Here is a 13,042-nt window from a genome sequence, read left to right as displayed (position 1 = left end):
AATGACTCTGGAAGAAATTGTTAGATTGGCAAAATAAAATCAAACTGAGACACTACCATAAAATCAAACTGAGACACTACCAATACGTTGAATAACCTTTACGCGTTGAGTCTCAATCAATCGCAAAAATCGCCGCAACTGATCCTTAACCTCAGTAACATCCTGCGCTATATGCTTTATGAATGCGATAGCAGCGAGGTACCCCTGAGCAAGGAAGTAGTAATGCTGCAGCAATATATAAGCCTGGAAAAATTAAGGTATGACAACCGGTTGGATGTTACCTTTAACATTTATGGCGACACCGAAGGCAAACTCATTGCACCCTTACTGATGCTGCCCCTTATTGAAAACGCGTTTAAACACGGTGTAAGCGGGCAAACCGATGATGCCTGGGTTAACATTAGCCTGTATATGATGCGCGATGAGCTTAAACTAAAAATATCAAACAGTAAACCGGGATATAAGATCAACAAAACAGATAAGGCCGGAAATATTGGATTACAAAACCTAAAAAAGCGACTGGAGTTAATTTATCCCTTAACACATCAACTTAAAGTAACCGATGATAAAGAGATTTTTTTGGCCGTACTTGATCTGAAACTAAATTTTGAACCGCAACCTGCCTCTCAATTATCCCAACATGAAGCTACGTACAGTTATAGTTGATGATGAGCCCTATGCTATTGAGGTAATTGAAAATTACCTTGGCTACTTTCCTGATCTGGAACTGGTAGGTAAATGCAGCAACGCTATTCAGGCTTTCCAGTTACTGCAGCAAAAACCGGTCGACCTGATGTTTCTTGATATTCAGATGCCGGGAATTAATGGGATTGATTTTTTAAAAACACTAAAAAATCCACCCAAAACTATTTTTACTACCGCTTACGGCCAATATGCGGTTGATGGTTTCGATCTTAACGCGGTTGACTACCTGTTAAAACCCATAGCACTTGATAGATTTATGCGGGCTATTGATAAGGTTTATCAAGGCAATGCCGGTAAAACAAATATTGCTCAAATTGCAGACAAACCGGTTGGCGATACCGAAGCTTTCCTGTATCTGAAAGTTGAACGTAAAACCATTAAAATAAATGTAAAGGATATTTTATGGATTGAAAGCCTGCGCGATTATGTTAAGGTAATTACCACGGATAACGCTTACATCAGCAAACAAAAGATAAGCCTCTTAGAAGAAATGCTGCCCGAAAACAAGTTTGTACGTGCACACCGTTCCTTCATTATCGCGATAGGCCATATTAAATCATTTTACGCATACAGTGTAGAAGTTAACGGTCACGAATTGCCTATTGGCCGTAACTACAAACAGGAAATGCAACGACGACTAAAAGCCGAAAACTTTCATTTTAGTTAGGCGATAGCCGGCAATCATGCCAGTTCTGAAAAGTTGTAGATCCCAGACTTACGAAGTTTTTAAAACTTCATAAGTCTTTCCCTCTGTCATTCTCCTTTCAAAAACCTCTAACTAAAAAACAACCGCAGTGGTATAGGCAACCCGGCGAATAACACCGTTTTGCGAACCCGGTTTCCATTTAGGCGAAAGTTTTAGCACCCGGATGGCTTCATTATTAATAGCAGGAGTAGCACCTTTTATAACTTTAATGTGGTTTAGCTTTCCCGTTTTTTCAACCACAAAATATAGAATGATGCGTTTACCGGCAGCGCCTGGAATAGGGCGTAGGTTTGATTTGATAAAAGTTGTTAGCTTTTCCTGCCCGCCAGGGAACTCCGGTAATACTTCTTTAGGTTCGGCAAATACGGCGCTTTTCTTTGTGGAATCTTTTGGTGCGGATGCAAAGGAGTTTTGCGGTAGGCAGCCAAAAGCAAAAATTGCAAGGATTGGTAAAAGTTTTATTTTCATATGCACTATAAGGTTAAGAGATTGAAAAGGTTTTAATCTATCGCGTTAAATTCTGCGAACATATTCGCTGCTTCTGTCAGGCTGTTTAAGTTTACATAATCACAAACTTCAGCGTATTCGGCCCAAAGCTGATGTACTACCGGATTAGCATGTGCCTGCCGGATAGCCTCTGCCGATTGCCATTCAAAAACTTCAATGATGATCCCGTCGGCAGCTTCCATAATGGTAGGTTCTCTATCAGTCACCAAAAAACCTTCTGCTTTAAGCCTTGGGTGATGGCTTTTGGTAAGCTCTTTTAAAGCCGCGGCTTTGCCGGGTTTGGGTTTGTAGGCTACAATAACTATGCGTCCCATAAAATTGTGAGTTTGAAATGATGAAGCAATTTACAATTTTAAAAACTCTTACAGTGCTCGTGGGTTGTGATTTGACATAAGGTTAATAATATGGCAAAAAAAGTTGCAGACCAACTTGTTGAAATGCTGGTAAACGCCGGTATCAAAAGAATTTACGCCGTAACCGGCGACAGCCTTAACGAGGTAAATGATGCTGTTAGGCGTGAGGGCAGCATTCAGTGGGTGCACGTACGCCATGAAGAAGCCGGTGCCTATGCAGCCGGCGCCGAAGCTCAGCTAAACGGTTTAGCATGTTGCGCAGGTAGCAGTGGTCCGGGCCATGTACATCTTATTAATGGTTTGTATGATGCGCACCGTTCGGGCGATTCGGTTATTGCCATAGCATCAACCGTAGCCAGCTTTGAATTTGGTACCAGTTATTTTCAGGAAACCAATACCATTAAATTATTTGATGATTGCAGTTATTACAACCAGGTAGCCACCACGCCTAAACAACTGCCACGTATGTTGCAGGCCGGTATACAAAGTGCCCTGCATCAAAAAGGTGTGGCTGTAATTGGCCTCCCTGGCGATTTAAGCTCCATGGACGCTGTGGAAATAGAAACATCAACCCAAAGTTTCAATCCCGCCCCGGTTATCCGCCCTAATGATGATGAGCTAAACAGTTTAGCTGAGATGATAAACCGGTTTAGCAAGGTGACTGTTTTTTGCGGCATCGGTGCGTCAGAAGCTCATGATGAGGTAGTCGCGTTTTCGCAAAAGCTAAATGCGCCGGTCGCTTACTCGTTCAGAGCAAAAATGGATATCCAGTATAACAATCCCAATGAAATAGGCATGACGGGTTTATTAGGTCTGCCATCGGCCTATCATAGCATGCATGAAAGCGATCTGTTGATTTTGCTGGGTACCGATTTCCCTTACACGCCATTTATGCCAACCAACTGCAAAATTGTACAGGTAGATACCAAGCCTGAGCGCATTGGCCGCCGTGCCAAAATTGATGTTGGTTTATGCGGAACCATAAAAGATACCCTTACCGCCCTGCTGCCACTCATCGCCCAAAAGCCAGATGACAGCTTTTTAAAAGCACAGCTTAAAGTTTATGCAGATGTAAAAGACAAAATGCAAACTTATGTTGATGACAGTGGTACCACCGAAAAAATACATCCCGAATTTGTAGCCCATGTGCTGGATAAACTTGCCGATGATGATACCATTTTTACGGTAGATACGGGCATGTCATGTGTGTGGGGTTCGCGCTACATCAACGCTACCGGTAAACGTAAAATGATAGGTTCATTTAATCATGGTTCTATGGCCAATGCTATGCCTCAAGCCATTGGTGCTGCGTTGGCCCGTCCCGGTCAGCAAGTGATCGCGCTTTGTGGCGATGGTGGTCTGTCGATGCTACTGGGCGATCTCGCCACTATAGTACAATATAAATTGCCGGTTAAAATTATCGTTTTTAATAACCGCTCCTTAGGCATGGTAAAGCTGGAGATGGAAGTTGCCGGCCTGCCCGATTGGCAAACCGATATGTATAACCCCGATTTCGCGCTGGTTGCCCAGGCCATGGGGATGAAGGGAATAAGCGTTACCGAACCCGACCAGGTAAAGCAAGCCATAAGCGATGCCCTCACCTTTGACGGCCCCGCATTGGTCAATGTTTTCACCGATCCCAACGCCCTGGCAATGCCTCCAAAAATTGAATTAAAACAGGTAGCAGGCATGGCTGTATCCATGACCAAGCTAATGCTTAACGGCCATATGGACGAGGTGCTGGATACTGTTAAAGCTAATTATAAACACTTGAAGGATCTTTTATAGTATCAAGTAGTTAGTATCAAGTATCAAGACAGCTGCCGCGAGTGTAGCGTAGCGTAACTCGTGGCTAACATAATTTAAGTTTTCAACTTAAATTATCGAATTTGAATTTCAAGAATGTATAGTTTAAGTTGAAAACTTAAACTATACTAAACCACGAGTTACGCTGCGCTAAACTCGCGGCAGCGAAAGAGAGTAGTTAGTATCAAGTAGTAAGATCGAATACTTTAGATTTGCGAAGTTTTTAAAACTTCGCAAATCTTTAACTTTTACTAATTTCCTTTCGGCTTGCTCAATAAATTTACAAATAACCGGTATGCTCCAGGTACACCCGCAGGCAGCTCCCTGAAGAAAGCCAGTGAAGTATACACAAACCGGCCTTTGCCGTAATCGCCAACTATTAATGACCCGTTAAGCGGCGATTCGCCTTTATCGTTCATTTGGAAGATGGTTTTATATTGCGGATCAATGTTGCTTACAAAATATAGACCGCGCTCCTGAATCCAGCCTTTGAAATCTTCCTGGGTTATTTTGTTGGGATAGTTTAACGCGGGGTTTTGCTGATCCAATACCGTAACTGCAGCATCTTCATCGGTAACCCTCAGGTTCATCACTGTAAAAGGGTATGGGCCAATTTGTTTTACCACCAGGCCCGAGTTATTGTTATACTGTACTACCAGGTTGCCGCCATTTTTAACGTATTCCATCAATTTAGGTTGCTCATATACCAGGCGCTCATTTACGTTGTATGCACGTACACCGGTGATGATGGCATCATAGCCGGATAGATCGCTATTCATGATTTCGTTTTCGCTTAGCATATGCACATCATAGCCAACCTGGCGCAGGGCTTCGGGCATTAAATCGCCAGCACCGGCTATGTAGCCTAACTTTTTACCGCCGGTTTTCAGATCGAGGTTTACCAGGGTAGCTTCGGCAGGAGGGAACAGGGTAATGGCTGGTACGTGATCATAACGAATGCGTTTTAACGACATGGAATGGGGCTTGCCATTTGCTGTCGCGATGATTTGCAGCGTGCTTGTTTTGGGTTTATTATCCGATGGTGTTACGGTAAAGGCAACTGTCCATTCATCATTTTTAGCCTTGCCGGTAAAATCAATTTTATCCGGACTAATCTTCCAGCCATCAATAGGTTTTATGCTGATACTGCCGCTGCCACTGGTAAAGCTCTTCAATTTCACCTGAATAGTTTGGGACTGGTTTGAGCTGAAAATATAATCCTTGCCATCAATATTAGCGGTAACCGGCGGCGTGATCTCCAAAGGCTGATAAACCTCACCACGTACCGGATCGGTATATTTATACAATAACCTGCGTTCAAAATTTACCGGTTTGCCTTCAATAATAAATTGAAAATTAGCTTTTAGTAGATCAGGGTTTTCCGGGTTGCCGGCAAGGGTATTGTCAGGTAAATTATAAGTGCCTTGTTTATGCGGGGTTTCCAACCAATAAGGTTGGCTTATTTTATCGGCCACCGTTGCTGATTCAAAGCTTTGCAGCTGATTGGCCGGGATAATTTTAGATGCAAGATCTAACACATCGGTACCAATACTTATCTTATTGATCTTAACCTTGTCATTATAACGGTTCACCACTTGCGATCGTACCTGTATTTTATCGCCCAAGGCATAAGTTGCTTCTGTGGCATAGCTTTCAAACCATAATCCGGCGCAGGCTGCAATCAAATTGCTTAGCTCTTTTGTTTTTTGTTCGCGCCAGTAGGTATCAGATACTTTTTCAATCTTGCCTAATAAAGCCACCATGGCTGGCACCGATTTTTCCGGGCTTTCGGGAATAAAATTACGGGTGATCACACCAACAGACGCAGCTATATCGCCGCCATCTTTAACTCTTTTCCAGGATGTTTCCACGCCGTCCATCAGGTCGGTTTGCGGGGCATCGCCTAAAATGGTTTTAAAATACTCATAGGATTCACCGCGTTGTTTGGCCGCGCCAAAGCCCTGGGTTTTGTGGTTGCTGCGGCTTTCGGCGGCAATTTCGCCATAGCTTTTGCCCAAAGTTGGGTTATAAACACCCACATCTATTTTAAACTGATCGGCAGCGGTGGTATTGGTAGTGCCAAAGTTAAAGGTGTTCCACAACAACCTTTTAGCTTGCCATGGTTTCACATATTGTAACTGCTCCGGGTATTTGGTAGGGTCGGCTGCCAGCGAAAAAGCCTCCTGCGCTAAAATAGCCGACGAAGTATGATGCCCGTGGCCTCCTTCGCCAGTGGTAGGAAAACGGCATATGATCACATCGGGTCTGAATTTACGGATCACCCAAACTACATCGCCCAATACTTTTTCCCGGTCCCAAATTTTCAGGGTTTCTTCGGGTCCTTTGCTAAAGCCAAAATCATTAGCGCGGGTAAAAAACTGCTCGGCACCATCCATTCTACGGGCAGCCAAAAGCTCCTGTGTGCGGATTAAACCTAACAGTTCACTTTGCTCATTCCCTATCAAATTTTGACCACCATCGCCGCGTGTAAGGGCCAGGTAGCCGGTGCGGTAATGTTTTTCCTGGGCCAGGTAGGCCAACAGGCGGGTATTTTCATCATCGGGGTGGGCTGCTACGTATAGCACGCTACCCAAAGTGTTTAACTTTTTTAGGTTTTGCTGTATGGTACCCATGTCCGTAGGCGGCGATGTTTGGGCAATTACACAGGTATTAAATATTAAAAAGGCTATAAGGAGGTTGATCCGCTTCATAGCGACAAATATATTGAAAGATACCTATTTACAATTTTGTGTATCACAAAAGTAGCAGATGTTACAAGGAGGTGACGGGGAGGCGAGGCAAGCATGATGTAAATTAACCGAGGGACGACTCACCCCGAACATCGCTACGCTCGTTCTTCCCCTCTCTCCGGCTGCGCCGCATAGAGGGGAAGGGGAACTCCGTTTTTTTTGCCCTCTTTGCCGCTTGCGGGAGAGAGGGCAGGTCGGGCGTAGCCTCGACCGGGTGAGTCGTCTCCGCCAGACATTGCTCCAGGCAACTTACGTCCCCTCAGGGTTTCTCGATCAGAGGCCTCTGAGGATTTGTACAATGATATCGTGATGAGAGTACTTAGCAGGCGGGCTCAGGGGACCTATTTAAGGAGATCCTGAGCAAACATTATTTATCAAAACGATAACTGTTTAAACATCTAATTGCCAAAATCAAAAAAAATAAAGCGAACAAAAACAATTTTGTCATTCGATAGTAATCAATTAATCAAATGATTAACTTTTAGGGTTTATTGTTTTGACTAATCAATCGTTTGATTAATTTTGTGCCGTTAAAACAATGGACAAAGATAAAATAGATAAAAAAGACCACATCCTTGACGTAGCCGAGCGGGTATTTGCCGACTATGGATTTGATGGCGCTTCTACCCGTACAATCTCGGGCGAGGCTGGGGTTAATATGGCCATGCTAAACTATTATTTCGGTTCAAAAGAAGGGCTTTTCCTGGCAGTTTTTGAGCGTAAGATTGCTTCATTCCGCACATTATTACAAAATATTGGTAATGATGACACAATTACCACCTGGGGCAAGCTCGAAAAATGTATCGATAACTATGTAGAGCGCATAATTGTAAATAACTGTTTTCAAAAATTAATTAACCGCGAGGTTTCCATGAATAAACGCTGGACCCTTACTGACAAGATCACCGAAATATTAATGGTGAACGTGTACGAGATTAAGAAGATTATTGAAGAGGGTTTAACCAATGGCAGCTTTTACAGCGATATTGATATCCCCATGGTTATTGCCACCATTTTTGGAACCAAAAATTATATTATTAACATGCCGCAGCTATCATCCTTAATAGTAGGACATGATATTCGTGACGAGAAATTTATGGAAGAAGAGCTGAAACCCCGTGTTAAAGCATACATGAAAAGACTTTTAAAAGCTTATTTAGTTAATGAAAATGACAACTCAAAATAACAAAACCAACCACCTTAAGCTGTTGAAAAATACAGTACACGGGTTTTGGAGATATGGAGCATCACTTGCCATATCTGGTTTGCTGTTTGCAGGAACAGCCGCCGCCCAGGACCGTACCATTACTTTAGATGAGGCCGTTAAGCTGGGTCTTGATAACAGCAAAACGCTGAAGCTATCGCAATCAAAAATTGATCAGGCTGTGTCACAGTATGAGCAGGCTAAGGATGCTGCTTTGCCTACGGGTAAAGTGAGCTATGGCTACAACCATGCCGAAATTCCGGCAAATAAGCTTGCGCTTGGGCCAAGCAGTTTTGATTTACCTGCCCGTGCCGATGCTTACCTTGGTATTTTATCCTTAAATGAAGTGCTTTACGCAGGCGGTAAATACAAATTCGCTAAAGAATCAACCCAATTGCTTACACAAGTTGCCCGTTTGGATATCAATAACAATAAAGACGAGATCGCCTATGATGTAATCAGTTCTTACTACGGTCTTTACAAAGTATTGCAAAGCAAAAAAGTAGTAGCGCAAAATTTAGCTACGATTGATGGTCAGATTAAACAGGCACAACGCTTTTTTGACCAGGGCCTGGTTACCAAAAATGATGTGTTGCGTTTTCAATTGCAACGCTCAAATGTTGAGCTTAACGGCATCGACCTGGAAACTAACCGCCGCATCATCAACTATAACTTAAACGTGTTATTGGGCTTGCCAGAAGGTACCCAGTTAAACATTGAGCAGATTACTGAAGCCGACAGGCCGGTGGCTCCGCTAAGTACTTATATTGATTCGGCCTATGCAAGTCGTGTTGAATTACAACAGGCAGATTTGCGTGGTAAGGTTGCAGAAACCAGCATCAAAAACATTAAAGCCAATACCCTGCCTACATTAGCGGCATCGGGCAGTGCTTATTATGTTGATGTGAGCGCCAACCCAATTCCAAAAAGCGGTCAGTTCATTACGCCACTATCGGTAGGTTTAACCCTGTCATGGAACTTTGGTAACCTATGGACTAACAAAAACAAGATCACCGAAGCAAAAATTCAGCGTGAGCAGGTAGATATCAACAAGAACATCACTATCGATCGTATTAAAGACGAAGTGAACCAAAGCTACCAGAACTGGACCATGGCTTTAGATAAGATCAAGCTTTTGCAAACCTCTATTGATCAGGCCGGCGAAAACAACAAGATCCTCGAATCTAAATACAAAAGCAACGTAGCATCTGCAACAGATAGGGCCGATGCCGAAACTTTACTTTACCAGGCCCAGATAAACCTGGAGTTAGCCAAAGCCGATGCAGGTCTTGCTTACTATACTTTACTAAAATCAACAGGAAAAATTAACAACAAATAATACTTAAACCAGATAATACAATGGCAAAGTCACAAGAAACTCAGGAACAAGAACCAAAAAAGAAACCAAATAAAGTTATCCCTATCATATTAGGTGTATTACTTATTGGTGGCGCTATTTTCGGTATCAAAGAATATATATACTACGGCAAACACATCGATACGGATGATGCCCAGATTGATGGCGACATCAGCCCGGTAGTAGCCCGCGTTGGAGGTTATGTTGATTCTATCTTTTTTGAAGATAACATCCACGTTACAGCAGGTCAAACTTTAGTTAAAATAGATGACCGTGATTACAAAGTTAGAGTTGAGCAGGCACAAGCGGCACAGGTTGGTGCAAGTGCAGGTATCAATGTTAACCAATCACAAATTTTTGCTAACGAGGCAAATTCATCAAGCGCCCGTGCACAGGTAACATCAAACGCGGCCCGTTTAGATAAAGTACAAAAAGATTACGCGCGTTATGCCAACCTGGTAAAAGATGGATCTGTAACCCAGCAACAATTTGACCAGGCTAAAGCAGATTTGGAAGTAGCTAAAGCAAACTTAAAAGCATCACAGGATCAGTACAAAGCTGCCGTTGAGCAAATTGGTACTACCCGTAGCCAGTTAAAGGTTACCAACACTGGTGTAAGCCAAAAGCAGGTTGATATTGACTACGCTAAATTGCAATTAAGCTATACTACTATTAAAGCGCCATCAAGCGGTTTAGCGGCTAAAAAAAGCGTTCAGTTAGGTCAGTTGGTACAGGCAGGCCAAACATTGTTTAGCATTGTTAATGATAACAGCTTATACATTACCGCCAACTTTAAAGAAACCCAGCTTACCGATATGAAAAACGGTCAGAAAGTGGAGATTGAAGTTGATGCTTACCCTGATTTGAAATTAGAAGGCGAAGTATATAATTTTTCGCCGGCAACAGGTGCTAAATTCTCTTTATTGCCACCGGATAACGCTACAGGTAACTTTGTAAAAGTGGTACAACGTGTACCGGTAAAAATTAAAATAACTGCTGATAAAGCAACTATGGATAAGCTGCGCCCAGGTATGAGCGTGAACGTATCTGTAATTAAAGGATAAAACCATGGCTGAAACAGGCTTTAGAAAATGGATCATCACCATCACGGTTATCACAGCTTCGTTACTGGAGTTGATTGATACCACGATTGTGAACGTGTCCTTGCCCAAAATACAAGGTAACCTTGGCGCAACCCTTGAGGATGTGGCCTGGGTGGTTACCGGGTACGCGGTAGCAAACGTAATCATACTTCCCATGTCGGGTTGGCTGGGAAGCAGGTTCGGACGCAAAAATTATTTTATTACATCGATCATTGTCTTCACCATCGCCTCTTTTTTATGCGGTAACGCTACAAGTTTAAATGAACTGGTGATGTTCCGTATTTTACAGGGTATAGCGGGTGGTGGTTTGATATCAACATCGCAGGCCATATTGATTGAAACCTGGCCGCGTGAACAAATTGGTACCGCTACAGCGCTATTTGGTTTAGGAGCGGTAGTAGGCCCAACGGTAGGCCCTACCATTGGTGGTTATATTACAGATCACCTGAACTGGAGCTGGATATTTTATGTAAATATCCCTGTAGGTGCCCTGGCTGCTTTCTTTGCCTACACTTATGTGCGGGAGACGCCGAAGGATGCAAAAGGCAGGCCGATAGATTGGTGGGGTATTGCCCTGCTTGCAATAGCGGTAGGTAGCTTGCAAACTATCCTTGAAAAAGGCGAAACTGAAGATTGGTTTGCTACACCGTACATTACTGTACTAACCATCACCGCCATATTAGGTTTGGTGTTGTTTATATGGCGCGAAATGAGTATTGATTACCCTATTGTAAATTTTGCCATATTGCGGCACCGCAGCTTCGCGGTGGGGATGTTCACATCGTTCATCCTGGGCTTTGGTTTGTACGGATCGGTATTTGTGTTCCCGGTATTTTGTCAGAATTTATTAGGCTTTACAGCGCAGCAAACAGGCGAAATCCTGTTCCCCGGCGGTTTGTGTACCATTATGATGATGCCTTTTATTGGTAAGGCGCTTAATAAAGGTATCCCTGCCCAATTTATGGCAACCGCTGGTATGTTCCTGTTTTTTGTGTTTACTACTATGCTAAGCAATTCAACCTTAGCGGTAGGTACCAGCAATTTCTTTTTACCGCTGGTAATACGTGGTGTGGGTATGGCTTTGTTATTTGTGCCGTTAACCACGCTGGCTATTGCCGACTTAAAAGGACCGGAAGTAGGGCAGGGTACTGGCTTAAACAACATGATGCGTCAGTTGGGCGGTTCATTTGGTATAGCCACCTTAACCACTATTATTCACATACGTCAGGGTGTACACCGCAATAATTTGTTAACCAATATTACGGCTACAAACCCGGCATTGGTTGATAGGCTAAACGGCGCCATGCACAGCTTTATGGCCAAAGGTTATTCTTTATTAGATGCCACCCGCATGGCTTATGGCTCAATTGAAGGTGCCCTTACCAAACAGGTATTGTTATTAACTTATGATGATGCTTACTGGATTTCGGGCCTGGTAATGTTGTTTTCTATCCCATTGCTTTATTTGCAGCCGTTTAAGAAACTCAAGGCTGCTGCTGATGCTCATTAATACGATAAAAGCCGTTCCACTATTACCTGGAACGGCTTTCCCCAAAAAAAATTAACAATTAAAATTTAATAACTCCCCTCAGAGATACAATTGTTTTAAATAAAATAAATGTAGGATTGAGGTTTGTTTAATCTTAGGTATAAATTTAGAAGTTTTTAATTAACAATCACAAATTAATTCGCTAATAAACTCCTAATTGTGAAAAAGACATGAAATGTTAATATCTCATGTCTTTTTTTATGCAAAAAAATCAAAAAAGGGTTAAAAAATAACCTTGCCGGTGGCCGTAACCAGGGATGCAATGCGCACCGCATCAAAAATGCGCTCTTCGGTTGTGGCTAATTTAATCAATGAATCCTCGTGGGCGTTTACGCACATTTCGCAACCGTTAACGGCCGATACGGCAAGGCTCATCAATTCAAAAAACTCTTTACCGGTTACCGGTTTCATCATTAATTGCATACGGATACGGGCCGGAATTTGCGTGTATTTTTCCTTTTGGGTAAAATGCCTGAACCTATAAAATATGTTGTTTGAAGCCAGTAAAGAAGCGCAGCCTACGGCTTCGCCAATTTCGGCGGCGGTAGCTTCCTGCTCTTCTGCATATTTGGTGAAGAAGGTGGTAAGCGGTGTATTGTTGTTATTAACAGCAATGCTTAAACCCAATAGCGCGCATTCCTTAGCTGTTAAATGAGCCGAGGTAAGGGTACTGGTAAAATTCAGTTTCAGATCGCGTAAATAGCGCGATTCGCCTTTTTCTAACAGTGTAAGACTGGTGGTACGGTAATCTTTATCTAATCCAACACTTTGTAGTATTTCCTGGATTACTTCGGTGCTTTCGTTCATGGTGTTTGAGCTTAAAGCTTAAAGCAAAAGGCATAAAGCAAAAAGCTCAAGGCTTAAAGCAGAAGGCTAAATGCTTTCAGCAGAGTGTAATGATATATATATATATTCAGAAGGCTAAATGCGAAATCAATTGGGGCTGAAAAAAGGCTTTCAGCTTTACGCCTTTAGCTTTCGGCTTAAAAAAAATCCCCGCAT

Annotated in this window: 11 protein-coding genes; 7 read left to right on the top strand and 4 right to left on the bottom strand. The window is 42.8% G+C overall.

Features of this window, described 5'->3' with window-relative positions; all coding sequences use genetic code 11:
* The first annotated feature begins 87 nt into the window (after nt 1-87).
* Both QWZ17_RS14265 and QWZ17_RS14260 read left to right on the top strand, forming a co-directional pair.
* Nucleotides 88-666 (top strand): sensor histidine kinase, encoded by a 579-nt coding sequence (locus QWZ17_RS14265; RefSeq protein WP_290305919.1) that lies wholly within the window; start codon nt 88-90, stop codon nt 664-666.
* A complete protein-coding gene (locus QWZ17_RS14260; protein WP_290305918.1) occupies nt 641-1,372 on the top strand; it encodes a LytR/AlgR family response regulator transcription factor in 732 nt (243 codons plus the stop codon). The genes QWZ17_RS14265 and QWZ17_RS14260 overlap by 26 nt, the downstream gene beginning before the upstream one ends.
* A 111-nt stretch (nt 1,373-1,483) precedes the next feature.
* Here the strand turns inward: QWZ17_RS14260 and QWZ17_RS14255 are convergent, their stop codons facing one another.
* Both QWZ17_RS14255 and QWZ17_RS14250 read right to left on the bottom strand, forming a co-directional pair.
* Entirely contained in the window at nt 1,484-1,879 is a 396-nt protein-coding gene (locus QWZ17_RS14255; protein ID WP_290305917.1) for an energy transducer TonB, read from the bottom strand.
* A 32-nt stretch (nt 1,880-1,911) separates the two neighbouring features.
* Nucleotides 1,912-2,232 carry an NIPSNAP family protein gene (locus QWZ17_RS14250; protein ID WP_290305916.1) on the bottom strand — a complete coding sequence of 107 codons (321 nt, stop codon included), beginning with the start codon at nt 2,230-2,232 and terminating at the stop codon, nt 1,912-1,914.
* A 90-nt stretch (nt 2,233-2,322) separates the two neighbouring features.
* Between QWZ17_RS14250 and QWZ17_RS14245 the strand changes: the two genes are divergently transcribed.
* The gene (locus QWZ17_RS14245) at nt 2,323-4,059 is read left to right on the top strand and encodes a thiamine pyrophosphate-dependent enzyme (protein WP_290305915.1); all 1,737 of its coding nucleotides are present in this window, start codon (nt 2,323-2,325) and stop codon (nt 4,057-4,059) included.
* 269 nt (nt 4,060-4,328) lie between these two features.
* Here QWZ17_RS14245 and QWZ17_RS14240 read toward each other — a convergent pair whose 3' ends face one another.
* Nucleotides 4,329-6,788, bottom strand: coding sequence for a PIG-L family deacetylase (locus QWZ17_RS14240; protein ID WP_290305914.1), 2,460 nt, complete (start codon nt 6,786-6,788; stop codon nt 4,329-4,331).
* Between the two features lie 577 nt (nt 6,789-7,365).
* Between QWZ17_RS14240 and QWZ17_RS14235 the strand changes: the two genes are divergently transcribed.
* The 4 genes from QWZ17_RS14235 to QWZ17_RS14220 are packed head-to-tail and all read left to right on the top strand — an operon-like array spanning nt 7,366 to nt 12,001.
* On the top strand, nt 7,366-8,013 hold the full coding sequence (locus tag QWZ17_RS14235; protein WP_290305913.1) for a TetR/AcrR family transcriptional regulator: 648 nt from the start codon (nt 7,366-7,368) through the stop codon (nt 8,011-8,013).
* Nucleotides 7,997-9,370, top strand: a complete 1,374-nt coding sequence (locus tag QWZ17_RS14230) for a TolC family protein (RefSeq protein ID WP_290305912.1) — start codon at nt 7,997-7,999, stop codon at nt 9,368-9,370. Before QWZ17_RS14235 ends, QWZ17_RS14230 begins: the two co-directional genes overlap by 17 nt.
* Nucleotides 9,371-9,390: 20 nt before the next feature.
* The gene (locus tag QWZ17_RS14225) at nt 9,391-10,452 is read left to right on the top strand and encodes an HlyD family secretion protein (protein ID WP_290305911.1); all 1,062 of its coding nucleotides are present in this window, start codon (nt 9,391-9,393) and stop codon (nt 10,450-10,452) included.
* A gap of 4 nt (nt 10,453-10,456) precedes the next feature.
* A complete protein-coding gene (locus tag QWZ17_RS14220) occupies nt 10,457-12,001 on the top strand; it encodes a DHA2 family efflux MFS transporter permease subunit (protein ID WP_290305910.1) in 1,545 nt (514 codons plus the stop codon).
* Between the two features lie 261 nt (nt 12,002-12,262).
* Here the strand turns inward: QWZ17_RS14220 and QWZ17_RS14215 are convergent, their stop codons facing one another.
* Complete coding sequence (locus tag QWZ17_RS14215) at nt 12,263-12,847, bottom strand: carboxymuconolactone decarboxylase family protein (protein ID WP_290305909.1); 585 nt, start codon at nt 12,845-12,847, stop codon at nt 12,263-12,265.
* Nucleotides 12,848-13,042: the final 195 nt, after the last annotated feature.

The organism is Mucilaginibacter flavus (assembly GCF_030409315.1).
GTDB lineage: Bacteria > Bacteroidota > Bacteroidia > Sphingobacteriales > Sphingobacteriaceae > Mucilaginibacter > Mucilaginibacter flavus.
This window is presented reverse-complemented; position numbering and strand designations above follow the sequence as displayed.